Genomic DNA, 24,126 nt, shown 5'->3' on the forward strand with positions numbered 1-24,126 from the left:
TCGCTGCCCGGTTCAGGAAGCGAACACATCGAGGCAGGAGTGAGGCCATGAAGCACCGCATCGTCGTTCTCGGGGCTGGATACACCGGAGCCATCGCGGCCGGGCGCCTCGCCAGGCGGCTGCACCCCGACGACACCGAGATCACCGTCGTCAACGCCGACCCCGATTTCGTCGAGCGGGTCCGCATGCACCAGCTCGCGACCGGACAGGAGCTCAAGCGCAGCAGGCTGAGCGACATCTACGCGGGCACGGGCGTGAAGGTACGACTGGCACGGGTCACCGCGGTCGACGCCGACGGCAGGACCGTCGCGCTCGTCGACGAGCACGGTGCCGGCGAGATCGCCTACGACACCCTCGTCTACGCCCTCGGCAGCGCGGTCGCCGACCACGGCGTCCCCGGCGTCGCCGAGCACGCCTACGACATCGCGGGCAAGCAGTCCGCGCTGCGGCTGCGCGAGCGCCTGAACGACCTCGCCGCGGGCGGCACCGTGCTGGTCGTCGGCGGGGGCCTCACCGGCATCGAGGCGGCCACCGAGATCGCCGAGGCCCGGCCGGACCTCGACGTCGCGATCGCCGCCCGCGGCGGCCTCGGCGACTGGCTCAACGACACGGCCCAGCGGCACCTGCGCGAAGTCTTCGACCGGCTCGGCGTCGCCGTCCACGAGCACACCGACATCGCACGGGTCGAGGCGACCGGCGCGGTCACCGGCGACGCACGGGTGATCCCGGCCCAGGTGACCGTGTGGACGGCGGGTTTCGCCGTCCATCCCATCGCCGCCGCCACGACCCTGGAGGTCGCCGAGACCGGGCAGATCGTCGTCGACGCCACGATGCGCTCGGTCTCGCACCCCGACGTGTACGCCGTCGGCGACGCCGGACTCGCCGAAGGGCCGGGCGGCAAGCCACTGCGGATGTCCTGCGCCTCGGGGGCCCCGATGGCCTGGCAGGCCGCCGACGCCATCGCGGCGCGCCTGACCGGTCGGGAGATCCCCCAGGCCCCGCTCCGGTACTTCCAGCAGTGCATCAGCCTCGGCCGCCGCGACGGCATCATCCAGTTCGTGACCGCCGACGACCAGGCCAAGCCGTCCCTCATCAAGGGGAAGCTGGCCGCCCGCTACAAGGAGGTCATCTGCAAGGGCGCGGCCTGGGGCGTCACCCACCCGACGCTGCTGCTTCCGACCCGCCGCCGCCGCATCGCCGCGATCCGTACGGAGAGCGTCGCGGCCACCTCGTGACGAGGCGAGCGCCGCTCGTCGCGACACCACCCCAAGCTGAGCTGTCTCAGAGGCCCAAGCCATGGTCCGAAGAAAGGCAAGCAGTCGTCTCTGCCGCATCCAACCAGCGCCGGTACCACCCGGCGAACCCGAGCGGCGTTCCGTCGTCGTCGCACAGCGGCCGGAAACCACCGTCCTCGGCGGTGTCGTCGGCCCACATCTGGCCCCGTGCCGGGCCAGTCACGACAAGGGCCTCCCGCATCGCGCAGCCGAGGTGACACAGGTACAGCAGACCGATCGAGTGCTCGGGCTTGAAGACGATGCTGTCGTGCTGCTCCCAGTACGCGTCCTCAGCCGCGTTGAACTGCTCCTCCGAGTCGTAGTCCGCCTCGTCCGGCGGGTCGGGTAGACCGTCGGCCGGGTTGAACGCCTCGACGTGTGGAAAGGGCTGCGTGAGCGCGTCCAGGTCGGTGAGCTCGGCGCCGTCGCCCTCCCACCGCCACCGCCCGTCCAGCCGACGCAGGGGAAAGAGCCCGTAGGTCGGCCCTGCACCGCCGCGCCCCGCCGCCAGCAGAAAGGACCGGTACTCACCCGGCAGCTCCACCTGGAGCTGTGTCTCCACCTCGGCCAGTTCATCCGCGCTCAGCGGCGGCTCAAGTTTCCACCGGTGGCTCGAAGCACCGAAGACCTCGACGGCGCCGGGCGCGGAGGCCAGCCGGGCGAGCCGTTCGCGGACATCTGACCAGTCGGAGCGCGTCACGGGCGGCACGATACAAGCCCGGGGCGACTCGTACCGTCCGGACCGCTCACGCGAGGGACCGCCCTCCCGGCCAAACGGAAGGACGGCCCTTCGCAGCGGATCAGGCGTCAGGCCACCGAGGCGGGGAACCTCTCAATGGTGGTCGGCGAGGACCTGCGCCAAGGCGTGCGAGGCCTGACGGACGATGCCGGGGTTGGTCTTCCAGTAGTAGGGCAGGGCCACCACGGCCTGGAACAGCGCCCAGCCACGCCCCCGCAGCCAGGACGCGTCGTCGACGTCGAGTTCGGCGCGGAACCGCTCGCGGCTGGCGCCGGCGAACACGTTCCACGCCGGTTGCAGGTCGCAGGCGGGATCACCGACGTTGAGGCCGCCGAAGTCGATGACCGCCGACAGCCGGCCGTCGACGACGAGCAGGTTGCCCGGCAGCAGGTCGCCGTGCACCCAGACCTCCGGGGCGTCCCACGCCGGGGCGTCGAGCGACTCCTGCCACGACCGCAGCGTCGCCGTACCGTCGATCCGGTCGCCGAGCCGCGCGACCGCCCGCCGGACGCCTTCGTCGAGCTCCGCGAGCGGTGCGCCCCGCTTGCCGGGAAGGCGCGGGAAGGCCCCGGTGGTGTCGATCCGGCGCAGCGCGGCCACGAATGCGGCGAGATCGACCGCCGCCCGGTCCAGGTCGTCGATCGTGCCGTTCGCGTTCTCGCCCGGCAGCCACTCGCACACCGACCAGTCGAAGGGATAGCCCTCGGCGGGACGTCCCATCGCCACCGGCACGGGCAGGGCCAGCGGCAGGTGCGGTGCGAGCTTCGGCAGCCACTCCGCCTCCTGGGCCGCCTGCCGGGTGGCCCAGCCGATCCGCGGCAGCCGGACGACGAGGTGCTCACCGAGCCGGTAGATGTCGTGGTCGGTGCCGTACGACGGGACCGGACGGATCGGCAGCCCGGCCCAGTGCGGGAACTGTCCGGCCAGGAGGCGACGGACCAGGTCGACGTCGGTCTCGATCTCGTCGGCGTGCATCTTGAGAGCGCTCATCGCGGCCATCCTCAGCGAACCGGGGTGAGCGCGGCAACCGAGTTGTCGGCGGGCCCCGCCGGGACGGCTCGCCGACGTTCAGTCGCGGCCCAGCCAGGTGGCGACGCACGCTTCGTTGCCCTCGGCGTCGGCCAGCACCCACCACGTCGGGGCGTTCTGGTCGGTGACCAGGCGACCCCCGGCGGCGAGCGCCGCCGCGATGCGCGCCTCGGCCTGGTCGTGCGGCACGGAGACGTCGACGTGCAGCCGGTTGCGCGCGGTGCGCCGGGCGTCCAGCTGCTGAAACCAGAACGACGGCCCGTGGCCGTGCGGGTCGATGAGGTCCTCGGGCCCCTTGTCCCGGTAGCCGAGCAGGGCGCGCCAGAACGGCAGCACCTCGGGGATGACGAGGGCGTCGACGGCGACGTTGACCTGCTGGAGGGCGGCCGGGTCGGCGGGCACGTCCAGCTCGCGCGCCGCCTGGGAGATCTGCCGGGCCAGCGTGACGTCGCGTTCGCTGGGCCAGCCCACGTCGGGCGTCGGCAGCCGTACGGTCACGCCGTCGGGCCGCAGGTCGACCCGGGGATGGTGGCCCGCGACGTCGGCCAGCCCGCCGATCGCCGCCACCAGGGCGACGCCCCGGGCGAACGACCCGGTGCGGAAGTGCGCGCAGGTCGCGTGAAAGAGCACCCGCCAGTCCTCGACGCCGTCGAGCCGGTGGAACTCCCGCGGCCTGATCCGCTCGGTCACGGCCCCAAGCTAGCCCCGTGGGCGTCCACCCGGCCGCCCAACGACGGCCGGCCGAGAGCGGCGGGCCGGGTTGTCGGTCCGGCTCGCTACCCTCCGCCGGTGACCGACACCGCTGACGCGATCCGGGTGCCCACTGTGGAGGACGAGGCCCGCTTCTGGGCACTGGTGGAGGCCGCCTGGGAGCGGCTCGGCCCGGAGCCGGCAGCGCTGCGCCGGGCCCTGGCGACCCGCGACCCGGAGGCCGACGACGTCGACCCGTACGCGATCGACGACTGGCTCGACCCGTTCCTCGCCAGTCTCCGGGCGCTCTGTGCCGAGCTGTCCGGTCGGGAGCTGACCGACCTCGACCGCGTGGTCGAGCGAAAGCTCCACGACATCGACCGGGAGGACGTCCACGAGGTGACCGACGGCTCCGACGACGGGTTCCTCTACTGCCGGGGCTGGATCGTCGCGCTGGGTCGGGAGTTCTACGAGGCCGTGCGCGCCGACCCGGCGATGGCCGTGCTGGACGCCGACTGCGAGGAGATGTGCTACCTCTTCGCCCACCTGCACGAGGAACGCTTCGGCCAGTGGCCCGACACCGGCTCCGGTATCTCTCGGGAATCCACCAGCAACGCCGCCGGCTGGGCGGCGAGCTGACCAACGGTACGGGCGGGCGGCGCCCGTCCCCCCGACGACCTGGGGGGTGAGTAATCGGTGCGACGCGGCCTGACCGACGCCGGGGCGGGGCGGAGGGGGAAGGGGGGAGTGACGTGCCCCGCCCGGCGTCGGAGCTCAGCTGGCGGTGGGTGTGCTCGGCTTGTGGCCGCCGCCCGGGCCTCCGGTACGGGCGGTCTCCTGCGGGGTCGGTCGCGCGTCCGGCTTGCCGGTCGGGTGGCTGGGCGTTACCGAGGGGCGGGGGGACGGCTTGCCCTTCTCGGCGGCGAGCAGCGTGGTGCAGTAGCCGGCCACCTGCTCCCGGCCACCGGCGGTGGTGATCAGCACGGTGAAGGCGGGACTTTCCAGCGCCTTGCCCGGGTCGTCGCCGGCCTTGGCGGTGTAGGCGCGGCAGAGGCCGACCAGGGACGGCGAGGGGGTGCCCTTCGCGCCCGGCGACTTCTCGCCCTTCACCTTGTCGGCGGGGGCGCCGGTGGCGTGCGCCGAGGGCTTGGCGCTCGCCCCGGTCAGCGGGTTCGGCAGGGTGCCGTTCGCGGCGGCGAGCGCCACCCCACCGGTGGCGGTCACGGCGAGCGCCGTGGCCCCGACCTTCAGGGTGAGCAGTTTCGCCAGTGCGGTGTTCAGCATGAGGGCTCCGGTCTTGAGGGGATGACGGAGTGGCGGTGTCCCCGGGGCGCCTTCCGGACCACACCTTCCGTGCCCCTCAGCGCCGACCTCCCCCGATACGTCACACCGGCCCGTCGTGATCGCGAGGACCGCACACCTGCTCACACCCCGTGAGGGGCCGGCGCGGAAACCCGGGTGACGGCGGCGCGTCCACGCCCCACCATCGACGGATGCCGTCGACCCGAGCGCCCGAGCCGGACATCCGCCGCTACTACACAGACGTCTACGACGAGGCCGGCCGGCTGGACCGCACGCCGCAGGGGCGGCTGGAGCGGGCCCGTACCCGGGAGTTGCTGGCGCGGCTGCTGCCGCCACCGCCCGCGACGGTGCTCGACCTGGGCGGCGGCCCGGGGGCGTACGCGGGCTGGCTGGCCGCCGCCGGCCACCCGGTGCACCTGGTCGACCTGGTGCCGGCGCACGCGGCGGCGGCCCGGCGCGACCACCCGGTGGCGAGCGCCAGCGCGGGCGACGCCCGGCACCTGCCGTACGCCGACGCCAGTGTGGACGCCGCGCTGCTGCTCGGCCCGCTGTACCACCTGACCGAGCGGGGCGACCGGGTCACCGCGCTGCGGGAGGCCGCCCGGGTCACCCGTCCGGGCGGGCCGGTGCTGGCCGCCGCGATCAGCCGCAACACCCCGATGATCGACCTGGTCCGGCAGGGCCGGGTGGACGACGACACCCGGCCGGCGATCCTGGCTGGGTACGCGACGGGGGTCAACGACCCGGCCACCGGTTTCACCACCGCCTACTTCCACCGCCCGGAGCAGCTGGTGGACGAGTTCACCGCCGCCGGGCTGCCGGCGGTCACCGTGTACGGCATCGAGGGTCCGCTCTGGCCGGTGCTGGAGACGCTCGGCGCGGCCGAGGAGTCCACGCTGTTCCGCGAGGCGGTCGCCTGCGCGCGGGCGTTCGAGTGCGACCCGGCGGTGATCGGGGTCAGCTGCCACCTGCTCGCCGTCGCGACGGTGGGAGCCTGTTGACCTGTCAGCGACCCGACGCGCACCGAAGGTGATCGGAATCGTGCTATTCTCCGTCGTCGATCTACCGCTGCGCGGACCCGGACGGGTCGCTGCCCGAAGGACGCCTCCCCGATGTCGGCCGTACCCGCTCCGACCTCGCCGCCGTCGCTGTTGGACCGGCCGGCCGGTGGCGCGTTCACGCTCATCTTCACCACCCTGCCGGCCCTGCTGCGGCTCACCTGTGGGCTGGTCGGGGCGGTCACCGCGCTGGCGGTGCGCACCCCGCCGGTGCGGACCGGGGCGCTGCTCGTGGCGGTCGCGGTGCTGACGGCGTGGTCGGTGCTCTACGCCGTCCGCGCGCTGCGCGCCGGGATCGGCCCCGCGCTGGTCACCGGGGACGTGGCGCTCACCACGGCGGCGTGCCTGCTCATCCCCCACCTGGTCGCGCCGGAGGTGCTGCCGGGTGAGGGCAGCTGGATCGCGGTGCTGGCCAGCACCACGGTGATCAACACGCAGGCCACCGCCGCCGCCCGCTGGTCGGTCCCGGCGGGGCTGCTGCTCACCGCCGTCTACGCCACCGGCGCCACCGCGGCCGGCAACCCGGCCGAGGCCACCGCCCACGCGGCGACCCTGCTCGGGCAGACCGGGCTGGCGGCGATGATGACCGCCGTCATGCGCTGGCGGATCGGCCGGGCCGACCGGGCCTTCGCCGGCTATCAGGGGTTGCGCCGGGACGCGCTGATCGCCCGTACCGCCCGGGAGGCCGAGCGACGGCAGAACCGCGACCTGCACGACACCGTCCTCGGCACGCTCACCATGGTCGGCCTCGGTGCGCTGCCCGACGGGTCGCCGGCGCTGCGCCGGCGGGCCGGGGCCGACCTGCGTACCCTCGTCGGGCTCGCCGACGCGCGGTCCGCGCCGGTCGCCGGCCGGGTCGCGGTCGACGAGCGGTTGCGGGCGGTGCGCCACGCCCACCCGGAGCTGGCGGTGACCGCCGAGCTGGCACCCTGCGCCGCCCCGGCCCCGGCCGCCACCGCGCTCGCGGAGGCCACCGCCGCCGCGCTGGCCAACGTGGCCCGGCACGCGCCCGGCGCGACCGTGACGCTGCGGCTGACCACCGAGGCGGAGACCGTCGTGGTCGAGCTGGTCGACGACGGTCCCGGCTTCGACCCGGCCGCCGTCCCGGCCCACCGGTACGGGCTGCGCGAGTCGGTACGCGGGCGGCTCGCCGAGGTCGGCGGGCACGCGCAGGTGACCTCCGCCCCCGGCGAGGGCACCCGGATCCGGTTGGCATGGCCCCATGTCGGCTGACCTCGACACCGGCCCGGTCGCCGTACCCCGGGTCGATCCGTCCCCGGCGAGCCGCCCGCCGCCGGACGACGTCCCGGCGGTCGACGTGGCCCGCGCCTCGGACCGGGGCGCCCGGATCGCGGCCGTCGCCATCGCGCTGGTCTGGCACGCGGTGATCGGGTTGCCGGCGCTGCTGGGGTCGTGGTCCGAGCTGGCGGCGCCGACGGTGGTCGCGGCCGGCTGGCTGGTCGTCGCCGCGACCGGCGGGTACGCCGGGGCCCGGCTGCTGGGCGGGGCCCGGCCGCCGGCACTGCCGCTGGTCGCGGTGCTGCTGGCGGTGGACGCGGCGGTCTTCGCAGCCAGCGGGCGGGAGCTGTTGTTCACCGCCGCCAACTGGGTCTGGGGCACCCTCGGCTGGTTCTTCGTGGTGGTGCTCTGGGGGCGGCGGATCCCCTGGCTGCTCGCCCTGCTCGCCGCCCACTCGCTGATCGCGCTGGCCGCGCTGCTCGGGCACGGCGCGACCGCCCCCGCCGACCTGACCCGGTACGCGATGTACGTCTACGGCACGTCGTCGCTGCCCATCGCGGTCTTCGCCGGCGCGGCGGTGATCGCCGGCCTGGCCCGGCAACGCGCCGCGACGGCGACGGCAACCCTGGCGGTCGCCGCCGAGCGGGACGCCGCCGAGCGGGCCCGGCGGGAGCGGCAGGCCCGGCTCGCCCTGGTCAGCGGCGCCGCCGAGGAGGTGCTGGCCGAGCTGGCCGACGGGCGCGCCGATCCGGCCGACCCGCTGGTGCAGCGCCGGTGCGTGCTCGCCGCGGCCCGGCTGCGCCGGTTGATCGCCGAGTCGGACGACGTGCCGGACCCGCTGCTGCACGAGCTGCGCGCCGCCGCCGACCTGGCCGAGCGGAACGGCCTGCCGATCGACCTGGTCGCCATCGGCACGCCCCCGCCGCTGCCGGTGGAGGTCCGCCGCCGGCTGGTGGACCCGCCGACCGCCGCGCTGGCCGAGGCACGGCGCTGGGCCCGGCTGACCGTGGTCGCCGGCCCGGACGAGGTGGTGGTCAGCCTGGTCACTCCCGAGGTGGACGATTCCGCCGGGACCGGTCCGCCCAGCCACGCCGAGGACGACGGCCAGGTGGAGCACGTGCAGGAGCGGGACGGGGAGATCAGGTGGACGCAGACCCGGTGGCGCAGGACGTGAGCGGGGACCGGCCCGTCGGGGTGGCCATCGTGGACGACCACCCGGTGGTGATCGACGGGGTGCGGGCCTGGCTGGCCGCCGAGCCGCGGCTGCGCGTCCTGGCCGCCGGGGACGATCCGGACCAGGTGCTGCGCGACGCGCCGGACGCCGACGTGGTCCTGCTGGACCTGCGCCTGCACGGGCGGATGGTGCTCGACAAGCTGGCCGAGCTGAGCGCCGCCGGTCGGCGGGTGGTGGTCTACTCCGAGCACACCGACCCGGCGACGATGCTCGCCGCGCTGGACGCCGGGGCGGCGGCCTTCCTGGCCAAGCACGAGGGGCGGGAACACTGCGTGGCGACCGTGCTGGCCGCCGCCAGCGACCGCCCGTACGTGCCACCGGCGCTGGCCGGGGCGATGGTGGGTGACCCCCGCCCCGACCGCCCGGCCCTGTCCGACAAGGAACGGGAGGCGCTGCTGCTCTGGTTCCAGTCGATGTCGAAGGCGTCGGTGGCCCGTCGGATGCGGATCAGCGAACACACCGTCAAGCAGTACGTGGACCGGGCGCGGATCAAGTACACCCGGGCGGGCCGGCCGGCGGCGACCAAGGCGGCGCTGCTGGCCCGGGCGATCGAGGACGGCCTCGTCCGACCGGAGGAGATCGGCATCTACCGGTCGCAGGCGGCGGCCGACCGGCCGACCCCCTAACGGCTGTCATGACAGGCCCGGCGGGCTGGGCGAGGCTTACCGGCAGGAGGTCAACCGCCGGGAGGTCGTGACGATGCGCGAGGACGCGTCCCCGTTCTTCATCGCACCGCACCGCTTCGACGCGCCGGGCGACGAGCTCCGGCCGGTGCTGGACCGGCGCTACGAGCTGGTCCCCGAGCCGGGCGAGCGGGTGTTGCGGCGGCTGCGTACGCCGGTGGCCGGTTGCCTGCTCAGCCCCACCGGCACCCGGCGGCAGTGGGTGCTGCCCGCGCCGGCCACCGTCACCGTCACCGACCGGCGGCTGGCGTACGTGTGCGCCGGCGCCGAGTTGTCCGTGGTCTCCGGGCGGGACGGCCGTAGCGACGCCCGGCACCGGCGCGCTCTTCGGCTGTCCCGCCTGGTCAGCGGCCAGATCCGCTGGCAGTGGCCGTCCCGCCTGGAGCTGCCGCCACCCGCCGGCCCGGCAGCGGACGGGCCCGCCCCGGACTCGAAGGCCGACGGGGAGCTGCTGGTGGTCTGCGACGCGCTGCGGACCATCCAGCAGCCGGCGCTCGCCCTCGGCGGTCCGGCCGACACGGTGACGGAGCTGGCCCGGCTGGTCCGCCGGTCGGTGGCCACGTTCCGGCTGAGCCACCCGGACCTGGTCGAACTCTCCCCGCCGGAGCGCGACGAGCTGGCCCGCCGGGCGGCGCCCGGTCCGCTGGACGGGGTGGTCCGGGTGACGCTGCCCGGCTCGCTGCCGGTGGAGTTCCTGTCCCGGGACGACTACTACCGCACGCCGGCGCCGTCGGCGCGGGACGCGGTCGGCGAGTGAGCCCGGGCCCGTAGCCGGCGCAGCATCCGGGCGTCGGTGAACCCGACGGCCCGGGCGGCGGACTCGACGGTCGCGCCGTGCCCGATCAGGTGCTCGGCCCGCTCGACCCGCAGCAGCTGCTGGTAGCCGAGCGGCGTGAGCCCGGTGGCCTGGCGGAACAGTCGGGTCAGGGTGCGTTCCGCGACCCCGCCGGCGGCCGCCAGGTCGGCCAGCGGCAGCGGCTCGGAGAACCGGCTGTCGATGAGGTCCTGCACCCGGTGGGCCGCGTCGGACAGGTGCGAGCGGTGCCGCATCATCGCGCTGGCCTGCTGCTCGTGCCCGTTGCGCCGGGTGTGGACCACCAGGGTGCGGGCGATCCGGGCGGCGGCGGCCGGGCCGTGCCGGGTGGCCACCAGGTGCAGCGCCACGTCGATGCCGCTGGCGATACCGGCGGAGGTCACCACCCGGTCGTCCACCACGTAGAGCACGTCCCGGACCACCCGGGCGGCCGGGAAGACCCGGGCCAGGTCGTCCTGCACCTCGTGGTGGGTGGTGCAGCGCCGGCCGTCGAGCAGGCCGGCCCGGCCGAGCGCGAACGCGCCGGCGCAGATGCTGGCCACCGTGCCGCCGCGGGCGTGGTGGTCGGCCAGGCGCCGCAGGTCGTCCCGGCCGACCGGCCCCGCCGGGCCGTGCGCCCGCAGCCGCCAGCCGGGTACGACCACCAGGTCGTCCGCGTCCAGCTCCGGCCAGCCGGTGGCGGCCCCCAGCGGTACGCCCTGCACGGTGGGCACGGTGTCCCGCTCGGCGACGTAGTGCAGCCGGTAGTCGTACCCGTTGTCGGCGGCGGCGGAGAAGACCTGGGCCGGGCCGGCCAGGTCCAGCAGGTGCAGCTGCGGGACCAGCAGGAAGACGACCCGGGCCATCGGGTCAGCTCCGCGCGCCGACCGGGGTCGCCCCGGCCACCTCGTCGACGGTGCGGACGATGGCGAAGCGGCCGGCGAGGGCGTACTCCGTCCGGGCGGTCATCTCCTCGCCGGAGAGGGTGCGCGGATCGGCGAGGATCTCCTCGACGGTGGCGGTCGGCGGCAGGTCCCGGTGCGGGGTCGGGAAGGTCACCGTCGCGTCGGTCACGAAGGTCATCTCGTAGCCCAGATCGCAGCCGACCCGGGTGGTGGTCTCGACGCACTGCTCGGTGCGGATGCCGCAGACGGACAGCTCGCGGATGCCGGCCATGGTGAGGATCTGCTGGAGGTTGGTGGTGGTGAAGGCGTTGTGCGACGTCTTGACCAGGGTGGGCTCGCCGGCCACCGGGGTCAGCCCCTCGATCAGCCGGACGTGGCCGAGCGCCGGGTCGAAGACGGTCCCGCTGCCGGGCTCGGCGTGCAGGACCCAGACCACCAGGTCGCCTCGGCGACGCGCGGCGTCGACCAGCCGGTCGACCTGGCGCACGATGTCGGGCTGCGACGCGTGGGCCCAGATCGGGCGCTGACGGAAGGACTCCTGGACGTCGATGACGACGAGTGCTGCTCTGCTCATGGCTGTAGATCCTGGCCGGGTGGCTGCCGGGGCGGCAGACACCATCATGCCCGGCTGCGGAACGATCCGGTCACCGCCCCGGCCCACGGAAGGCGGGGCGTCGTGCGGGGCGGAGCCGGAGCGGAAGCCTCAGGAGGCGGCGGTGCGCCGCCCGCGCCGGTCCAGCTCGGCCGCCTCCTCGAGGGTGGGGGCCGTGCCGCCGAGGTGGGCGGGCTGCCACCAGGCGTCCTCCGGGCCGGCGGGCTTGTCCGGGTACTCCCGCTGGGCCCGGTCGACCAGGGCGGACAGCCGGCTCTTCAGCTCGACGGTCATGGCGGCGGCGTCCGGCCAGTCCGCCGGGTCCATCGGCTCGCCGAGCAGGATGGTGATCGGGGTGTGCCGGCGGGTCAGGTTCTTCGGCCGGCCCTTGGTCCAGAGCCGCTGGGTGCCCCAGAGCGCCACCGGCAGCAGCGGCACGGAGGCCTGCTGCGACATCCGGGCGGCCCCGTTCTTGAGCTCCTTGACGGTGAGCGAGCGGCTGATCGTCGCCTCGGGGAAGACGCCGACCACCTCGCCGCGCCGGAGCGCGTCCACCGCGGCGTTGTACGACCCGGCCCCCGCCCGGCGGTTCACCGGGATGTGCTTCATGCCGCGCATCAGCGGGCCGGAGACCTTGTGCGCGAAGACCTCGTGCTTCGCCATGAACCGGACCAGCCGGCGGGATTCGTGCGCCCCGTAGCCGCAGAAGATGAAGTCGAGGTAGCTGACGTGGTTGCTGGCCAGTACGGCCCCGCCGGTACGCGGGACGTGGTGGCTGCCCTCGACGGTCAGGCGCAGGTCGAGGACCCGGAACATCGTCTTGGCGGCGGCGATCACAGGGGGGTACACGAGTTCCGACATTCGCCAACTTTACCCCGCGTAGGTTACGGACCCGTAGGGCCGGAGACGGCCCCGGTGTTGCGGCCCCGGGTCCGTCGCTCTGCCGCTGGCAGAAGGGCTCGCCCCGGCCGACGCCCCCGGCCCAGGATGGCGGGATGACGGAACGCGCGGTGTTGCTCTGGATCCACGGCGGCGGATGGCGTGGCCGGTCGGACGAGGACGGCCAAACCCTGGCCCGGCTCGGGCTGCGGGTGGCGGCGGGGACCTACCGCTTCTCCCACCAGGCGCACTGGCCGGCGCAGCTCGACGACGTACGCCGGGCGGCGCGGGCCGCCCGCGAGGAGGCGGGCGGGTTGCCGCTGCTCGTCGGCGGAGACTCGGCCGGCGGCACCCTGGCCCTGCACCTGGCGCTGCGCGGGATCGACCGGCCGGACGACGTGGCGGCGGGGCTGGCGTACTGGCCGGTGAGCGACCCGCTGGACGACGAGTGGCGCCGGTCGCGGGGGCCCGACGACCCGTGGGCCGACCTGCTGGGCCACCCGCCGGCCGCCGGTGACCCCGCCACCGTCGACTCGACCGTCGCCAGCCACCTCGGCAACCGGGTGCCGGTGCTGCTCGTGCACGGCACCGGCGACGCGGCCGTGCCGGTGGGCCAGTCGGTCGCCCTCACCGGGGCGCTCGTCGCCGCCGGCCATCCCACCCACACCTGGATCACCCACGGCGGCCACGCCCCGGCCCTGGACCGGCCGGACATCCGTGCGGTCACCGCCGCGTTCCTCGACACCGTCCTGCCGGCCCGCTGACCGGCGGAGAATCCTCCGCCCACGGGGAGTCGGCGGGGCTACCGTCGACGCATGCCGGAGCTGCACTCCATCGTGATCCACTGCCGCGACCCGTACCTGCTGGCGCCCTTCTGGAGCGTGGTCACCGGGCTGCCCGTGGTGCCGGAGGACGAGGCGAAGCTCGCCGACCGGTCGCTGGACCCGGGCGAGTCGGTGCTGCTGCGCGACCCGCACGGGCACCGCCCCGACGTCTGGATCTCCCCCGTGCCCGACCTGCCCGCCCCCGGTCGGATCCACCTCGACCTGGTGGGCGACGCCGAGGAGCGGGCCGACGTGCTGGCGGCCGGCGCCACCGTGGTCCGGGAGCTGCCGGGCTGGACGGTCCTCGCCGACCCCGAGGGCAACGAGTTCTGCCTGCTCCCCCACCGGCCCTGAGCGGGCGGCGGGAGAGCAGGCGAAACTGGCTCACTCGACGAGTTTCTCCATGTCCAACCGGCCCCGGGCGAAGGCGTCCACCCGACCCCACCGGCCCGGGATGTCCAGCACCTCGATCCGCCCCATGCCCACCGGCAGCATCGGCTCGACCGCCAGGTGCCCCTCGTGCGGCTCCAGCCCGAGCATGGTGCGCAGCAGCAGCAGCGGGGTGCCGGTGGACCACGCCTGCGGGCTGCACGCGGTCGGGTACTCCACCGGGAACTTGGTCTGCTCCCGGGGATAGCCGCCGAACGCCTCCGGCAGCCGCCCGTTGAAGTACCGGGCGGCGTCGAGGATCCCGCTGGCGATGGTGGCGGCCTCCTCGTTGAAGCCGTACCGGCGCAGGCCCCAGGCGATGAAGGAGTTGTCGAAGGGCCAGATCGTGCCGTTGTGGTAGCCGATCGGGTTGTACCGGACCTCGCCCTCGGCGAGGGTGCGCACCCCCCAGCCGGAGAAGAGCCGGGGACCGACCAGGTGGTGGGCGATCTTCTCGGCCCGGTCCTGGTCGACGATCCCGCTCCACAGCAGGTGCCCGATGTTGGAACTCAACGTGCCGCACTGGCGCCCCTCCGGGTCCAGGGCGAGGGCGTAGTACTCGCCGTCCTCCACCCACCAGTCCCGGTTGAACCGCTCCTTGAGCTGCGCCGCCTCCCGTTCCAGCTGGTCGGCGTACCCCGGGTCGTTCCAGAACTCCCGGGCCAGCCGGGCGGCGCGCAGCTTCGCGTCGTACGCGTAGCCCTGCACCTCACAGGTGGCCCGGGGGAACGGCGGCAGCGTGCCGTCGCGGTACTGGATCGAATCCCAGGAGTCCTTCCAGCACTGGTTCTCCAGGCCGGTCTCGGTGTTGCGCCGCTCGTACCAGATGTAGCCGCTGCCGACCAGGTCGGCGTAGTTGTCGATCCACTTGAGCGCGGCCCGGCACTCCCGTTCCAGCTCCAGGACCAGCGCGACGTCCCCGCTCCACTTCTCGTACTCGTCGAGCAAAATCACGAAGAGCGGCGTGGCGTCCACCGACCCGTAGTACGGCGAGTGCGGCTGCTCCTCGAAGGCGGCGGTCTCGCCGTAGCGCATCTCGTGCAGGATCCGGCCCGGATCCTCGTCCCGGAAGTCGTCGAACCGGGTGCCCTGCAACGCGCCGAGGATGCGCAGCGTGGTCCTGGACAGTTCGGGGGCGAACGGCAGCACCTGGAGGCAGGTCAGGATGCTGTCCCGGCCGAACATCGTCATGAACCAGGGCAGGCCGGCCGCGGGGAGCGTCTGGCCACCGAGGGACAGCGGCGAGAAGCGCAGCGCCGCCAGGTCGATCAGACTGCGCCGGTAAATGGACGCCAGCTCGGGGTGCTCGCTGTTGACCTTGGGCGCCTTGGCGACCCACTCCTCGAGGTCGTGCTGGAGGGCGAGCCGCTCGGTGCCGTGCGCCTGCACTCCCATCCGCAGGTCCCGGCCCCCCGGGCCGAGCGCGTGCGTCTGCACGTCGATGTTGGTGTCCCACTGCTCGTTGGGCTCCAGGTGGACGCTGAACGCGAACCCGTTCTTGTCGTAGCGGGCCGGGCGGGACGCCGAGATCACCGTCTCCCGCCGGAAGTTGCCCCGCCGGTAGCCCAGGCGCAGCCGGTCCGCCTCCACCTCCGTGTAGATTTCGCCCTTCTTGTTCAGGATCTCGTCCTTGACCTGGAACAGGTCGGCGAAGTCGGAGCCGGCGTCCATCCGGATCTCCAGGTCCACCGGCTTCTCGTCGTGGTTGAGGATGGTCACCTGCTCACGGAAGCTGCCGCCCACGGCGCGCTCCCGGATGATCGACAGCTTGGCGTCGATGTAGTGGGTGGCCATGCCGGGCACCAGGAAGAACCGCGCCTCGTAGTACTGCAGGTCGTCGAAGGAGAGCGCGTTGAGCCGCTCGCCGTTGACCGTCAGCACCCACTTCGACAGGAAGCGGGTGTCGAGGTTGAACAGGCCGGTCGGTTCGCTCGGCGTCGCCTCGATGTCGCCGGTGTCCTGGGAGACGACGAAGGTGTTGCCGTCCAGGATGCGGATCGTGTTGCTCTGCGCCATCAGCGGGCCTCCCTGCGGAATTCGTGGCGGGGGCCGGTGGAGGTGACGGGACCCGGGAAGATCCGTTCCACCTGGAGCAACAGTCGCGGGTTACCCGAGATGGTCATGTCGCCCCGCAGCACCGCGGCGATCGCGTTCTCGCGGCCCGCGACCATGTCCCCGAAGAACACCGGATCGGTGCCGATCACCGTGTCCGCCTCCCGGTCCTCCTGGCTCACCGCGAGCCTGCCCCGGTCGATCTGGAGCAGCCAGTGCGTCGTCTGCGCCCCCTTGTGCAGGTCGAAGCGCAACGTCCCGGAGGTCTTGTCCAGCAGGGGCTCGTAACCCCGCCGGTCGAGATCCTCGAAGAAACTCGTGGTCGGGTCCACCATCCACTCCCCCCGTCGATCCACGGCATCACGACGTACGCCGACCGGGTCCCCGTCCGGCACGCCGTCAACCTCGCCCGGATCGGGTGAGTCCGGGCGGGCGTCGTACCGGCGCAGTAGCCTGCTCGACGGACGACGACGGGAGGGCCGATGGCGACGGTGCCGACGGTCGACCGCGGCCGGGTGCTGGCTCACCGGGCCGCGGCGCAGCAGCTCGACCGGCCCGGGCTGCGCCCGGCCGACCTGGCGGTGCTCGACCTGGGTGTGCCGGACACCCCCTACGGCTCGGCCCGGCTGGCGCTGGCCGCGCGCGGCGCCGCCGGCCTCGACGACGACCGCCTGGAGCTGGTCTGGGCCGCCCGGGGAGCGCCGCACCTGCACCGCCGCGCCGAGCTGACCGGGCTGGCCGCCGCGCTGTGGCCGCTCAGCGACGCCGACGCCGCGCGCCGGGTGGCCGGGCGGATCCGCGCCGGGGTGACGAAGCTCGGCACGGTCGCCTTCCAGCGCACCGCGCAGGCCTTCCGGGAGGTGGTCACCACCGCCATGGACAAGGGCGCGGTGAGCCGGGCGGTCAGCGACCGCATCCCCGCCGAGCTGAGCTACGACTGCGGGCCCTGCGCGGCGCGGCACGTCTCCGGGTCCCTCTTCCAGCAGGCCGGGCTGGCCGGCGGCGTCCGGCTCGAGGTGTCCGGGCGGGGGGCCCGGCTGGCGCCGCTGGCCGACCGGCCGCCCCTGCCCACGCGGGCGGCGGGCACGGCGGGCCTGGTGCTGGCGTATCTCCGCCTGCTCGGGCCGGCCACCGTGGCGGACGTGGCCGGCTTCCTGGGCACCTCCGCCACCGAGCTGCGGGCAGTGTGGCCGGCGGCCGAGCTGACCGAGGTCCGGGCGGGCGGCCGGCGGGCGTGGCTGCCCACCGACCGCCTGGACGCGCTGCGTGGCGCCGAGCCGCTGGACGGCGTCCGCCTCCTGCCGACCGGCGACCCGTTCCTGCAGGCGCGGGACCGGGACGTCCTGGTCCCCGACCCGGCGCACCAGCGAGAGCTGTGGCGGATGCTCGGCAACCCGGGTGCGCTGCTGGTCGACGGCGAGATCAGGGGCACCTGGCGGGCCAGGCAGTCTGGTCGGGCTCGGCTCGACCTGACCGTCACCCCGTTCACCCGGCTGTCGGCTCGGGCCGGCGAGCGGATCGAGGCGGAGGCGGAGACGGTACGACTGGCCCGTGGGGCGTCCGCCGTGACGGTCCGGGTGGAGTCCGGCTGAGGGACCCCCGGGCAGGACGGACGCCGGCCCCCACGAGGGGAGCCGGCGTCACGGCCCGCGGCGGACAGGTCAGTTGTTGGGCTCGTCGGCGCTGATGTCGGCCAGCACCGACTGCGGTTCCCGCTCGACCGCCAGGTCACCCATCGACACCAGGCCGACCAGCTTGCCGTCGTCGATCACCGGCAGCCGGCGTACGGCGTAGGTGCGCATCAGGTCGGCCGCGGCGACGGCGTCGTCGTACTGGCTGACCGTCACCACGTCCTTGCTGGTGACCTGGTTGAGCCTGGTGGTGTTCGGATCCATGTTCTCGGCCACCGCACGGACCGTGATGTCCCGATCCGTGACGATGCCGACCACGTCGTCTCCTGCGGTCACCACCACGTCGCCGATCGCGCTGTCGCGCATCTCCTGCGCCGCCGCGGTGAGCGTGTCGTTGCCGTCCATCGTCACCAACCGGGTCGTCATGAACTCTCCGACCGTTGTCATGGTGCTCCCCTCTCGGTGTCGGCAGGCCCCGTCTACCCGCCACGCCGCAGCAGGTAACGCGTGCTCACCGGTGCCGCCGCAGCCGCCGCCGCAGGTCGTAGAAGCCGTTGCTGGACAGCGCGTAGAACAGCGGCAGCAGCAGGAAGATCACCAGCGCCACCGACACGCCGCCCAGCCAGCCGACCAGCGCGGCGACCGCGTACGCGCCGATGCCGAGCACCGCCCGACCGCGTTCGACGGCGAAGAACCGGGCCGGGACGCGCTCCTGCAACAGGTCCTCGTGCCGGCTGAGGTAGTGGTAGAGCCCGAGCCAGGCGGCGGAGAGGATCACCCCGACCGCCGCGTACAGCACCACCGCCACCGTCTCGTCGGCCCGGTCGCCGGCCTGCACCGACCGGGAGACGACGACCGTGGCGAACGGCAGCAGCGCGGTGCTGAAGAGCACCCCGAGGTTCCACCATTGCAGGCCGCGATCGGTGCTGCGGATGCGGTGGTAGGTGCCCTTGTGGTTGAGCCAGCCCACCGCGACCCAGAGGTACGACGTCACGTACGCCAGGTAGGTGGGCCCCTGTTCGAGCAGGAGGTGCCCCATCCCGCCGGGTTGCACCTCGGGCGGGTTCAGCTCCAGGACCAGCACCGTGATGATGATGGCGAAGACGGCGTCGCTGAACCCGACGGCCCGTGCGGTGTCCGACCGCAGCGCCGCCTCCTTTTGCGCCGCGATCGGGTCCGGTCGTGCCCGCTCGGCGCCCATCGGCTCCCCCGTTCCCGCCGGCCGTGCGGTCGCCGGCGTCACGCAGGAGCCCGGTATACCCGCCGGGCCGCCGCCGCCACACCGCCGCCCCTACAGCTCCTAGCCGGGCGGGGGCATGCCGTAGAGCCGCTCGAAGTGCAGGCACAGCACGAGGCGCCGCTCGGCGACCATGGCGGCGCGGAAGTCGTCCCAGTCGGGGTGTTCGCCCTGCACCGCCCGGTACAGCCCGATCAGTTCCTCGACGGTGGGGTCGTCCGGCCCGGCCGCCACCGGGGTCAGCTCGGCCCGCGCCTCCGCCACCGCGTACGCCCAGCCGTCGTCGCTGCTGACGTGGAAGCTGGCCCGGGGGTCGCGGCGCAGGTTGGCGGTCTTGGCCCGGCCGTCGGTGACCGAGACCCGGATCAGCTCACGCTCCCGGTCGAAGGCGTAGAGCACGTTGGACAGCTGCGGCCGGCCGTCCCGTTTGATGGTGGCCAGCACGCCGACCCGGCGGCCGGCGATGAGACCGGTCAGGGCCGCTCGGGTCCGTTCGTCCGCCATGGGATCCTCCGCGTCGACGTCGACGGCGTGGTTCGCCGCGCGGGCGACACACCTGAGAGGCACCAATATGCCGGGTTGGCGGGTCGCCCGCACCCGGATCGACCGTCCCGCCCCTGCCGGCCCGCTCACCGGACCGCCGCACCGGCCGGCGGTGGGCCGGACGGGCACGGCGGGCCGGACGGGGCTGGCGGTGGCCGGGCCGGGCCGGGCCGGCGGAGGGGCGGGCGGGCCGCTCAGCGGAGTTCGGCGGCGACCAGCTCGGCGATCTGCACCGCGTTCAGCGCGGCGCCCTTGCGCAGGTTGTCGTTGGAGCAGAACAGCGCCAGGCCGTGCTCGACGGTCTCGTCGGCGCGGATCCGGCCCACGTACGTCGGGTCCTGGCCGGCGGCCTCCAGCGGGGTCGGCACCTCGGACAGGGCCACGCCGGGCGCGCCGTCGAGCAGCTCACGGGCCCGCTGCGGGGTGAGCGGCCGGGCGAACCGGGCGTTGATCTGCAGCGAGTGACCGGTGAAGACGGGCACCCGGACGCAGGTGCCGGAGACCTTCAGCCCCGGGATGTCCAGGATCTTGCGGCTCTCGTTGCGCAGCTTCTGCTCCTCGTCGGTCTCGAACGAGCCGTCGTCGACGATCGAGCCGGCGAGCGGGAGCACGTTGAAGGCGATCGGCCGGGCGAAGGAGCGCGGCGTGGGGAACTGCACGGCGGCGCCGTCGAAGGCGAGCGCGGCGGCGTCCTCGGCGACCTTGCGGACCTGCTCGTCCAGCTCGGCGACCCCGGCCAGGCCGGCCCCGGAGACCGCCTGGTACGTCGAGACGACCAGGCCGACCAGCTCCGCCTCGGCGTGCAGCGGGCGCAGCACCGGCATGGCGGCCATCGTGGTGCAGTTCGGGTTGGCGATGACGCCCTTCGGGCGGACGGCGGCGGCGTGCGGGTTGACCTCGGCCACCACCAGCGGCACCTCCGGGTCCATCCGGAACGCCGAGGAGTTGTCGATGACCACGGCGCCGGCGGCGGCGACCCGGGGGGCGAGCTCCTTCGCGGTGCCCTTGCCCGCCGAGAAGAGCACGATGTCCAGCCCGGAGTAGTCGGCGGTCGCCGCGTCCTCGACCGTCACCTCGCCGTCGCGCCAGGGCAGCGTGCGCCCGGCCGACCGGGCGGAGGCGAACAACCGCACCTGCTCCGCCGGGAAGTCGCGCTCCGCCAGCACCTGCCGCATCACGCCACCGACCTGGCCGGTGGCCCCCACAATGCCGATCCTCATGCCCGCGAGGCTACCCAGGCGGCCGGTCCGGGCGGGAATGCTTTCCCACCGCCCGGACCGGATTCGCCCCGATCAGAGCGTGGCGTCCGTCACCTCGCCGAGCCCGGTCGCGACGAGTTCGTCGCGGATCACCGCCGCGTCGCCCTCCACCACCAGGGTCAGCGACTCCGGGTGCAGGTGGGCGGCGGCCGCGGCGGAGACCTCCGCCACATCGGCGGCGAGCAGCGCCTCCCGCAGCCGGGCGTGGTAGTCGTCCGGCAGGTCGTGCACCACCAGGGTGGTCAGCGCCGACGCGATCGCCCGCGGGCTCTGCAACTCGACCGACAACTGGCCGGCCCGCCAGGAGCTGGCCACCGCCAGCTCGTCGGCGGTCACCCCGCCGACCCGGGTACGGGTGATCTCCCCGACCGCCTCCACCAGGGCCGGCGCGGTCACCGCGTTCTGCACGCCGGAGCTGACCGCGAACCGGCCGAAGCGGCGGGACGAGGCGAAGTCGCCCCGGATGCCGTACGTGTAGCCGCGCACCTCCCGGATCAGGTGGTTGAGGCGGGAGGTGAACGCCCCGCCGAGCACCGTGCCGGCGAGCGTCATCGGCACGTGGTCCGGGTGGGCGCGGTGCGGCGACGGGTGCCCGAGCCGCAGCGTGGACTGCACCGAGCCGGGTCGGTCCACCAGGAGGATCCGCCGCCCGGTGTGCAGCGGCACCTCGATCGGGCCACCGCGGTCGGCCGGGCCGCCGCCGGTGCCGGCGAACGCCGCCGCGGCGAGCGCGTCCAGGTCGAGGCGGTCCAGGTCGCCGGCGACGATCAGCGTGCCGGGCCGCAGGAACCACTCGGAGTGGAAGACGGTGACGTCCTCGACGTCCAGGGCGGCCACCGAGTCCGGGTCGCCGTACATCGGGCGGCCCCACCGGTTGTCGGCGCCGAAGAGGTCGGCGCGCAGCGCCGCGTCGGCGCGCGGGCCGGGGTTGGCCCAGTCCATCCGCAGCGCGGTCGCCTCGTCGTCGCGGACCCGGCGCACGTCGTCGGGGTCGAGCCGGGGCGTCCGGACCGCCTCGGCGAGCAGCTCCACCGCCGCGCTCAACCGGTCCACCGGGACCTGCACGCTGACCTGGAAGGAGTCCCAGTCCAGCCCGGTCACCAGCTCGGTGCCGAGCCCCTCGACGGCGAGCGCGAAGGTGGTGGCGTCCCGCTGGGCGGTGCCCTCCTCCAACGCCTTGGCCAGCACCCCGCCGAGCCCCTCCTTGCCGACCGGCTCACGGCCGGCCCCGGCGTCGAGCAGCAGCACCGCCACGGCGAGGTTCTGCCCGGGCAGGTGCGCGGCGACCACCCGGCCGCCGGCGACCTCCCGGCGGACCACGGCGGGGAACCGGTACGGGCGGGGGGTGCCCGCGCCGGGACGGGCGGTGATCAGCGTCATGGGGTCTCCTCCGGCAGGTAGGTCAGGGTCACCCGGTCGTCGGCGCCGAGCAGCTCGCCGGCCTGCTCGGCGATCTGGTCGGCGGTCACCGCCAGCCAGGCCGGCAACCGCTCGGCGGCCTTGGCCGGGTCGCCGAACTGGGTGGCGTACCGGCCGAGGGTGTCCGCCCGGCCGTCCACCGTGGACATCTGCCGCCACCAGGCGGTGCTCAGCAGCGCCTTGGCGCGGTCCAGCTCGGCGTGGGTCACCGGCACGGTGGCCAGCTCGTCGACCACCTCGGCGACCCCGGCGGCCAGCCGCTCGGCGCCCACCCCGGTGCGGGCGGTGGCGGTGGCGATCAGCGGCGCCGGGGCGTGCGCCAGGTCCACTCCGTACGCGCCGACCAGGTCCGGCTGGGCGATCCGTTCCCCGTCCGCGAGGCGCTGGTAGAGGCGGCTGCCCCGGCCGCTGCCGAGCACCGCGGCGAGGACGGTGGCCACGTCGTACCCGGGGGTGCCGAAGGGGTGGGTGCGGTGCGCGACGTACACCCGGGGGGCGGGGACGTCGGTGGTGACGGTCTCGACGGCGGCCCGGCCGGTGGCCGTGACGGTCCGGCCGTCCGGCGCGGCCGGGATCTCCTCGCGTACGGGGATCGCGCCGAAGTACTTGTCGGCGAGCGCGAAGACCTCGGCGGCGGAGGCGTCGCCGACGACGGTGAGCACCGCGTTGTCGGGCGCGTAGTAGGTGGTGTGGAACGCCTGGAAGGTGGCCAGGTCGGCGGCGTTCAGGTCGGCCATCGAGCCGATCGTCGCGTGGTGGTACGGGTGGCCGGGCGGATACAGCAGCGGCAGCAGCCGTAGCCAGGCGTCGCCGTACGGCACGTTCTCGTAGCGCTGGCGGCGCTCGTTCTTCACCACGTCGCGCTGGTTGTCCAGCGTCTCCTGGGTGAGCGCCGGGACCAGGCCGCCCATCCGGTCGGCCTCCAGCCAGAGCGCCAGCTCCAGGTGCTCGGCCGGGACGGTCTCGAAGTAGTTCGTCCGGTCCGGGTTGGTGGTGGCGTTGAGGGAGCCACCGGAGCCCTGGATGAGCTTCATGTGCTCGGTCTTGGCGACGTTGAGCGAGCCCTCGAACATCAGGTGCTCGAAGAGGTGGGCGAAACCGGTCTGCCCCGTCGGCTCGTGCCGGGAGCCCACGTCGTACCAGAGGTTGACCGCCACCGCCGGAGCGGTGCGGTCCTCGCTCACCACCACGCGCAGGCCGTTGTCCAGTCGGGTCGTCTCGATGGGCCAGGGGTAACCGCTGTCGGGCATGACCCGACGCTATCCGATCTCCCGGGCGGAAAGGGGACTGCTCATCCGTCGGCGAGCCCACGCGGCGCGGCGGGCATCTACCGGGCGGCGCGGGGTACCGCAGAGGGCATGCCGACCCCCTCGGAGTCCGTCGCCGCCGGCGCGGCCGTCGCCGTCGCCGGGGCCGCCGCCGTCCTGACCCGCTGGCGCGGGGCCCGCCTGCTGCACCCGACCGGCCGGTCGTTCACCGCCGAGGTGATGATCTGGGGTACGCCCGGACCGCCGACCGGCGTCGCGCTGCTCGACGAGCCGGGCCGGCACCGCGCCACCGTCCGGTTCTCCCGCGGCGTGCCCACCCCGGACGGCTGGCCGGACGTGCTGGGGCTGGCGGTCCGGCTGCACCTGGCCGACGCCCGGGCGTTCGACCTGCTGGTCAGCTCGAGTGGGGCCGCCCCGGTGCTGCGCAACGTGCCGCTGCCCCGGCGGCGCTTCGCCGGGACGTACAGCACGATCATGCCGTTCCGGGCCGGGACGCGGCGGCTGTGGCTGGCGGCGCTGGCCGACCCGGACTCCCCCGACCTGGGCCGGACGCTGGCCGAGGTGGCCGCCGCGACCCGGGCGGACGCGCCGCGACTGGTGCTCGCGGTCGCGTCCGCCGTCGGGCCGTGGCGGCCGTTCGGCCAGGTAACCCTCGGCGGGCAACTGGACGCCCGGACGGACGCCGCGCTGGCCTTCGACCCGGTACGGAACCTGCCGGCGGGCCTGCGGACGGTGGGTCCGCTCGCCTGGTTGCGCGAGCAGGCCTACCGGGGTTCCCGCCGGGCCCGGGGGGCGGTCGATCAGTCGGGGGGCTCGATCGGGGTCACGGTCTGATCAGAGGTGCGGTGCTCCAGCACCGTGTCCGGGGCGGCGTTCTGGTCCTCCTCCCGGATGTCGGACTCGGTGAGGATGGCGTCGGCCTGCGCCTGCGCGTCCTCGCTGCCGACCGACGCCTCCTCGGGCAGCAGGTGGGCGCGGGACTCGACCCGCTCCTGGTCGCTCTGCTCGTGACTCATGCCGAATCTCATACCCCGCCGGCCCGCCCGA

Annotated in this window: 27 protein-coding genes; 11 read left to right on the top strand and 16 right to left on the bottom strand. The window is 74.5% G+C overall.

Translation table 11 applies throughout. The features are described 5' to 3' along the window. The first annotated feature begins 47 nt into the window (after positions 1-47). Positions 48-1,235 carry an NAD(P)/FAD-dependent oxidoreductase gene (locus KBX37_RS10195; protein WP_210775645.1) on the top strand — a complete coding sequence of 396 codons (1,188 nt, stop codon included), beginning with the start codon at positions 48-50 and terminating at the stop codon, positions 1,233-1,235. Between the two features lie 46 nt (positions 1,236-1,281). Here KBX37_RS10195 and KBX37_RS10200 read toward each other — a convergent pair whose 3' ends face one another. The 3 genes from KBX37_RS10200 to KBX37_RS35600 form a co-directional block, all read right to left on the bottom strand. Then, positions 1,282-1,974, bottom strand: a complete 693-nt coding sequence (locus KBX37_RS10200; protein WP_210775646.1) for an SMI1/KNR4 family protein — start codon at positions 1,972-1,974, stop codon at positions 1,282-1,284. A gap of 132 nt (positions 1,975-2,106) precedes the next feature. Further along, positions 2,107-3,003 (bottom strand): aminoglycoside phosphotransferase family protein, encoded by an 897-nt coding sequence (locus tag KBX37_RS10205; protein WP_247657525.1) that lies wholly within the window; start codon positions 3,001-3,003, stop codon positions 2,107-2,109. Between the two features lie 78 nt (positions 3,004-3,081). Further along, entirely contained in the window at positions 3,082-3,732 is a 651-nt protein-coding gene (locus KBX37_RS35600) for a VOC family protein (protein ID WP_210775647.1), read from the bottom strand. A 99-nt stretch (positions 3,733-3,831) separates the two neighbouring features. Between KBX37_RS35600 and KBX37_RS10215 the strand changes: the two genes are divergently transcribed. Beyond that, positions 3,832-4,371, top strand: a complete 540-nt coding sequence (locus KBX37_RS10215; protein ID WP_210775648.1) for a DUF4240 domain-containing protein — start codon at positions 3,832-3,834, stop codon at positions 4,369-4,371. A gap of 135 nt (positions 4,372-4,506) precedes the next feature. Here KBX37_RS10215 and KBX37_RS10220 read toward each other — a convergent pair whose 3' ends face one another. Beyond that, complete coding sequence (locus KBX37_RS10220; RefSeq protein ID WP_210775649.1) at positions 4,507-5,016, bottom strand: hypothetical protein; 510 nt, start codon at positions 5,014-5,016, stop codon at positions 4,507-4,509. Positions 5,017-5,225: 209 nt separating this feature from the next. On the opposite strand from KBX37_RS10220, the gene KBX37_RS10225 reads away from it, so the two are divergent. The 5 genes from KBX37_RS10225 to KBX37_RS10245 all read left to right on the top strand — a co-directional run bounded on the left by KBX37_RS10225 (position 5,226) and on the right by KBX37_RS10245 (position 10,005). Next, a complete protein-coding gene (locus KBX37_RS10225) occupies positions 5,226-6,035 on the top strand; it encodes a class I SAM-dependent methyltransferase (RefSeq protein WP_210775650.1) in 810 nt (269 codons plus the stop codon). A gap of 111 nt (positions 6,036-6,146) precedes the next feature. Further along, complete coding sequence (locus KBX37_RS10230) at positions 6,147-7,325, top strand: sensor histidine kinase (protein WP_210775651.1); 1,179 nt, start codon at positions 6,147-6,149, stop codon at positions 7,323-7,325. Then, a complete protein-coding gene (locus tag KBX37_RS10235; RefSeq protein WP_247657526.1) occupies positions 7,315-8,505 on the top strand; it encodes a hypothetical protein in 1,191 nt (396 codons plus the stop codon). Before KBX37_RS10230 ends, KBX37_RS10235 begins: the two co-directional genes overlap by 11 nt. Next, positions 8,475-9,191, top strand: a complete 717-nt coding sequence (locus KBX37_RS10240) for a response regulator transcription factor (RefSeq protein ID WP_210775652.1) — start codon at positions 8,475-8,477, stop codon at positions 9,189-9,191. Before KBX37_RS10235 ends, KBX37_RS10240 begins: the two co-directional genes overlap by 31 nt. A gap of 73 nt (positions 9,192-9,264) precedes the next feature. Next, complete coding sequence (locus tag KBX37_RS10245) at positions 9,265-10,005, top strand: hypothetical protein (RefSeq protein ID WP_210775653.1); 741 nt, start codon at positions 9,265-9,267, stop codon at positions 10,003-10,005. Here KBX37_RS10245 and KBX37_RS10250 read toward each other — a convergent pair. From KBX37_RS10250 to KBX37_RS10260, 3 genes are all read right to left on the bottom strand, one after another. Then, the gene (locus KBX37_RS10250; RefSeq protein ID WP_210775654.1) at positions 9,960-10,907 is read right to left on the bottom strand and encodes a GlxA family transcriptional regulator; all 948 of its coding nucleotides are present in this window, start codon (positions 10,905-10,907) and stop codon (positions 9,960-9,962) included. The genes KBX37_RS10245 and KBX37_RS10250 overlap by 46 nt on opposite strands. Before the next feature lie 4 nt (positions 10,908-10,911). Then, the gene (locus tag KBX37_RS10255; protein ID WP_210775655.1) at positions 10,912-11,520 is read right to left on the bottom strand and encodes an isochorismatase family protein; all 609 of its coding nucleotides are present in this window, start codon (positions 11,518-11,520) and stop codon (positions 10,912-10,914) included. A gap of 129 nt (positions 11,521-11,649) precedes the next feature. Beyond that, positions 11,650-12,399 (bottom strand): 1-acyl-sn-glycerol-3-phosphate acyltransferase, encoded by a 750-nt coding sequence (locus KBX37_RS10260; protein ID WP_210775656.1) that lies wholly within the window; start codon positions 12,397-12,399, stop codon positions 11,650-11,652. A gap of 134 nt (positions 12,400-12,533) precedes the next feature. Here KBX37_RS10260 and KBX37_RS10265 point away from each other — a divergent pair, with 134 nt between their 5' ends. Beyond that, complete coding sequence (locus tag KBX37_RS10265; protein WP_210775657.1) at positions 12,534-13,181, top strand: alpha/beta hydrolase; 648 nt, start codon at positions 12,534-12,536, stop codon at positions 13,179-13,181. A gap of 51 nt (positions 13,182-13,232) precedes the next feature. After that, positions 13,233-13,595, top strand: a complete 363-nt coding sequence (locus tag KBX37_RS10270; RefSeq protein ID WP_210775658.1) for a VOC family protein — start codon at positions 13,233-13,235, stop codon at positions 13,593-13,595. Between the two features lie 30 nt (positions 13,596-13,625). On the opposite strand, the gene KBX37_RS10275 is transcribed toward KBX37_RS10270, so the two are convergent. After that, entirely contained in the window at positions 13,626-15,686 is a 2,061-nt protein-coding gene (locus KBX37_RS10275; RefSeq protein WP_210775659.1) for an amylo-alpha-1,6-glucosidase, read from the bottom strand. Continuing rightward, on the bottom strand, positions 15,686-16,057 hold the full coding sequence (locus KBX37_RS10280) for an SCP2 sterol-binding domain-containing protein (RefSeq protein WP_210775660.1): 372 nt from the start codon (positions 16,055-16,057) through the stop codon (positions 15,686-15,688). The genes KBX37_RS10275 and KBX37_RS10280 overlap by 1 nt, the downstream gene beginning before the upstream one ends. 147 nt (positions 16,058-16,204) lie before the next feature. Here KBX37_RS10280 and KBX37_RS10285 point away from each other — a divergent pair, with 147 nt between their 5' ends. Then, entirely contained in the window at positions 16,205-17,314 is a 1,110-nt protein-coding gene (locus KBX37_RS10285) for a DNA glycosylase AlkZ-like family protein (RefSeq protein ID WP_210775661.1), read from the top strand. A 69-nt stretch (positions 17,315-17,383) separates the two neighbouring features. On the opposite strand, the gene KBX37_RS10290 is transcribed toward KBX37_RS10285, so the two are convergent. The 6 genes from KBX37_RS10290 to KBX37_RS10315 all read right to left on the bottom strand — a co-directional run bounded on the left by KBX37_RS10290 (position 17,384) and on the right by KBX37_RS10315 (position 23,061). Next, the gene (locus KBX37_RS10290; protein WP_088960657.1) at positions 17,384-17,800 is read right to left on the bottom strand and encodes a CBS domain-containing protein; all 417 of its coding nucleotides are present in this window, start codon (positions 17,798-17,800) and stop codon (positions 17,384-17,386) included. A gap of 64 nt (positions 17,801-17,864) precedes the next feature. Further along, positions 17,865-18,554: a TMEM175 family protein gene (locus KBX37_RS10295; protein ID WP_210775662.1), complete on the bottom strand. Its 690-nt coding sequence runs from the start codon at positions 18,552-18,554 to the stop codon at positions 17,865-17,867. 99 nt (positions 18,555-18,653) lie between these two features. After that, the gene (locus KBX37_RS10300; RefSeq protein ID WP_210775663.1) at positions 18,654-19,094 is read right to left on the bottom strand and encodes a PPOX class F420-dependent oxidoreductase; all 441 of its coding nucleotides are present in this window, start codon (positions 19,092-19,094) and stop codon (positions 18,654-18,656) included. 233 nt (positions 19,095-19,327) lie between these two features. Next, entirely contained in the window at positions 19,328-20,353 is a 1,026-nt protein-coding gene (locus KBX37_RS10305; RefSeq protein WP_210775664.1) for an aspartate-semialdehyde dehydrogenase, read from the bottom strand. Positions 20,354-20,425: 72 nt separating this feature from the next. Next, a complete protein-coding gene (locus tag KBX37_RS10310) occupies positions 20,426-21,772 on the bottom strand; it encodes a pitrilysin family protein (protein WP_210775665.1) in 1,347 nt (448 codons plus the stop codon). Then, a complete protein-coding gene (locus KBX37_RS10315) occupies positions 21,769-23,061 on the bottom strand; it encodes a pitrilysin family protein (RefSeq protein WP_210775666.1) in 1,293 nt (430 codons plus the stop codon). Before KBX37_RS10315 ends, KBX37_RS10310 begins: the two co-directional genes overlap by 4 nt. A gap of 108 nt (positions 23,062-23,169) precedes the next feature. On the opposite strand from KBX37_RS10315, the gene KBX37_RS10320 reads away from it, so the two are divergent. Continuing rightward, positions 23,170-23,913, top strand: a complete 744-nt coding sequence (locus KBX37_RS10320; RefSeq protein ID WP_210775667.1) for a phosphodiesterase — start codon at positions 23,170-23,172, stop codon at positions 23,911-23,913. Here KBX37_RS10320 and KBX37_RS10325 read toward each other — a convergent pair. Further along, a complete protein-coding gene (locus KBX37_RS10325) occupies positions 23,880-24,095 on the bottom strand; it encodes a hypothetical protein (protein ID WP_179801491.1) in 216 nt (71 codons plus the stop codon). The genes KBX37_RS10320 and KBX37_RS10325 overlap by 34 nt on opposite strands. Positions 24,096-24,126: the final 31 nt, after the last annotated feature.

The organism is Micromonospora sp. U56 (assembly GCF_018070095.1).
In the GTDB taxonomy this organism is placed as follows: domain Bacteria; phylum Actinomycetota; class Actinomycetes; order Mycobacteriales; family Micromonosporaceae; genus Micromonospora; species Micromonospora purpureochromogenes.

What these genes read in the sequence shown, in the direction of transcription:
- KBX37_RS10195 (WP_210775645.1), top strand. Translation starts at nt 48, where the DNA reads ATGAAGCACCGCATCGTCGTTCTCGGGGCTGGATACACCGGAGCCATC.
- KBX37_RS10205 (WP_247657525.1), bottom strand. Translation starts at nt 3,003, where the DNA reads ATGAGCGCTCTCAAGATGCACGCCGACGAGATCGAGACCGACGTCGAC.
- KBX37_RS10220 (WP_210775649.1), bottom strand. Translation starts at nt 5,016, where the DNA reads ATGCTGAACACCGCACTGGCGAAACTGCTCACCCTGAAGGTCGGGGCC.
- KBX37_RS10225 (WP_210775650.1), top strand. Translation starts at nt 5,226, where the DNA reads ATGCCGTCGACCCGAGCGCCCGAGCCGGACATCCGCCGCTACTACACA.
- KBX37_RS10230 (WP_210775651.1), top strand. Translation starts at nt 6,147, where the DNA reads ATGTCGGCCGTACCCGCTCCGACCTCGCCGCCGTCGCTGTTGGACCGG.
- KBX37_RS10235 (WP_247657526.1), top strand. Translation starts at nt 7,315, where the DNA reads ATGTCGGCTGACCTCGACACCGGCCCGGTCGCCGTACCCCGGGTCGAT.
- KBX37_RS10245 (WP_210775653.1), top strand. Translation starts at nt 9,265, where the DNA reads ATGCGCGAGGACGCGTCCCCGTTCTTCATCGCACCGCACCGCTTCGAC.
- KBX37_RS10250 (WP_210775654.1), bottom strand. Translation starts at nt 10,907, where the DNA reads ATGGCCCGGGTCGTCTTCCTGCTGGTCCCGCAGCTGCACCTGCTGGAC.
- KBX37_RS10255 (WP_210775655.1), bottom strand. Translation starts at nt 11,520, where the DNA reads ATGAGCAGAGCAGCACTCGTCGTCATCGACGTCCAGGAGTCCTTCCGT.
- KBX37_RS10260 (WP_210775656.1), bottom strand. Translation starts at nt 12,399, where the DNA reads ATGTCGGAACTCGTGTACCCCCCTGTGATCGCCGCCGCCAAGACGATG.
- KBX37_RS10265 (WP_210775657.1), top strand. Translation starts at nt 12,534, where the DNA reads ATGACGGAACGCGCGGTGTTGCTCTGGATCCACGGCGGCGGATGGCGT.
- KBX37_RS10270 (WP_210775658.1), top strand. Translation starts at nt 13,233, where the DNA reads ATGCCGGAGCTGCACTCCATCGTGATCCACTGCCGCGACCCGTACCTG.
- KBX37_RS10275 (WP_210775659.1), bottom strand. Translation starts at nt 15,686, where the DNA reads ATGGCGCAGAGCAACACGATCCGCATCCTGGACGGCAACACCTTCGTC.
- KBX37_RS10280 (WP_210775660.1), bottom strand. Translation starts at nt 16,057, where the DNA reads ATGGTGGACCCGACCACGAGTTTCTTCGAGGATCTCGACCGGCGGGGT.
- KBX37_RS10285 (WP_210775661.1), top strand. Translation starts at nt 16,205, where the DNA reads ATGGCGACGGTGCCGACGGTCGACCGCGGCCGGGTGCTGGCTCACCGG.
- KBX37_RS10290 (WP_088960657.1), bottom strand. Translation starts at nt 17,800, where the DNA reads ATGACAACGGTCGGAGAGTTCATGACGACCCGGTTGGTGACGATGGAC.
- KBX37_RS10295 (WP_210775662.1), bottom strand. Translation starts at nt 18,554, where the DNA reads ATGGGCGCCGAGCGGGCACGACCGGACCCGATCGCGGCGCAAAAGGAG.
- KBX37_RS10300 (WP_210775663.1), bottom strand. Translation starts at nt 19,094, where the DNA reads ATGGCGGACGAACGGACCCGAGCGGCCCTGACCGGTCTCATCGCCGGC.
- KBX37_RS10305 (WP_210775664.1), bottom strand. Translation starts at nt 20,353, where the DNA reads ATGAGGATCGGCATTGTGGGGGCCACCGGCCAGGTCGGTGGCGTGATG.
- KBX37_RS10310 (WP_210775665.1), bottom strand. Translation starts at nt 21,772, where the DNA reads ATGACGCTGATCACCGCCCGTCCCGGCGCGGGCACCCCCCGCCCGTAC.
- KBX37_RS10315 (WP_210775666.1), bottom strand. Translation starts at nt 23,061, where the DNA reads ATGCCCGACAGCGGTTACCCCTGGCCCATCGAGACGACCCGACTGGAC.
- KBX37_RS10320 (WP_210775667.1), top strand. Translation starts at nt 23,170, where the DNA reads ATGCCGACCCCCTCGGAGTCCGTCGCCGCCGGCGCGGCCGTCGCCGTC.
- KBX37_RS10325 (WP_179801491.1), bottom strand. Translation starts at nt 24,095, where the DNA reads ATGAGTCACGAGCAGAGCGACCAGGAGCGGGTCGAGTCCCGCGCCCAC.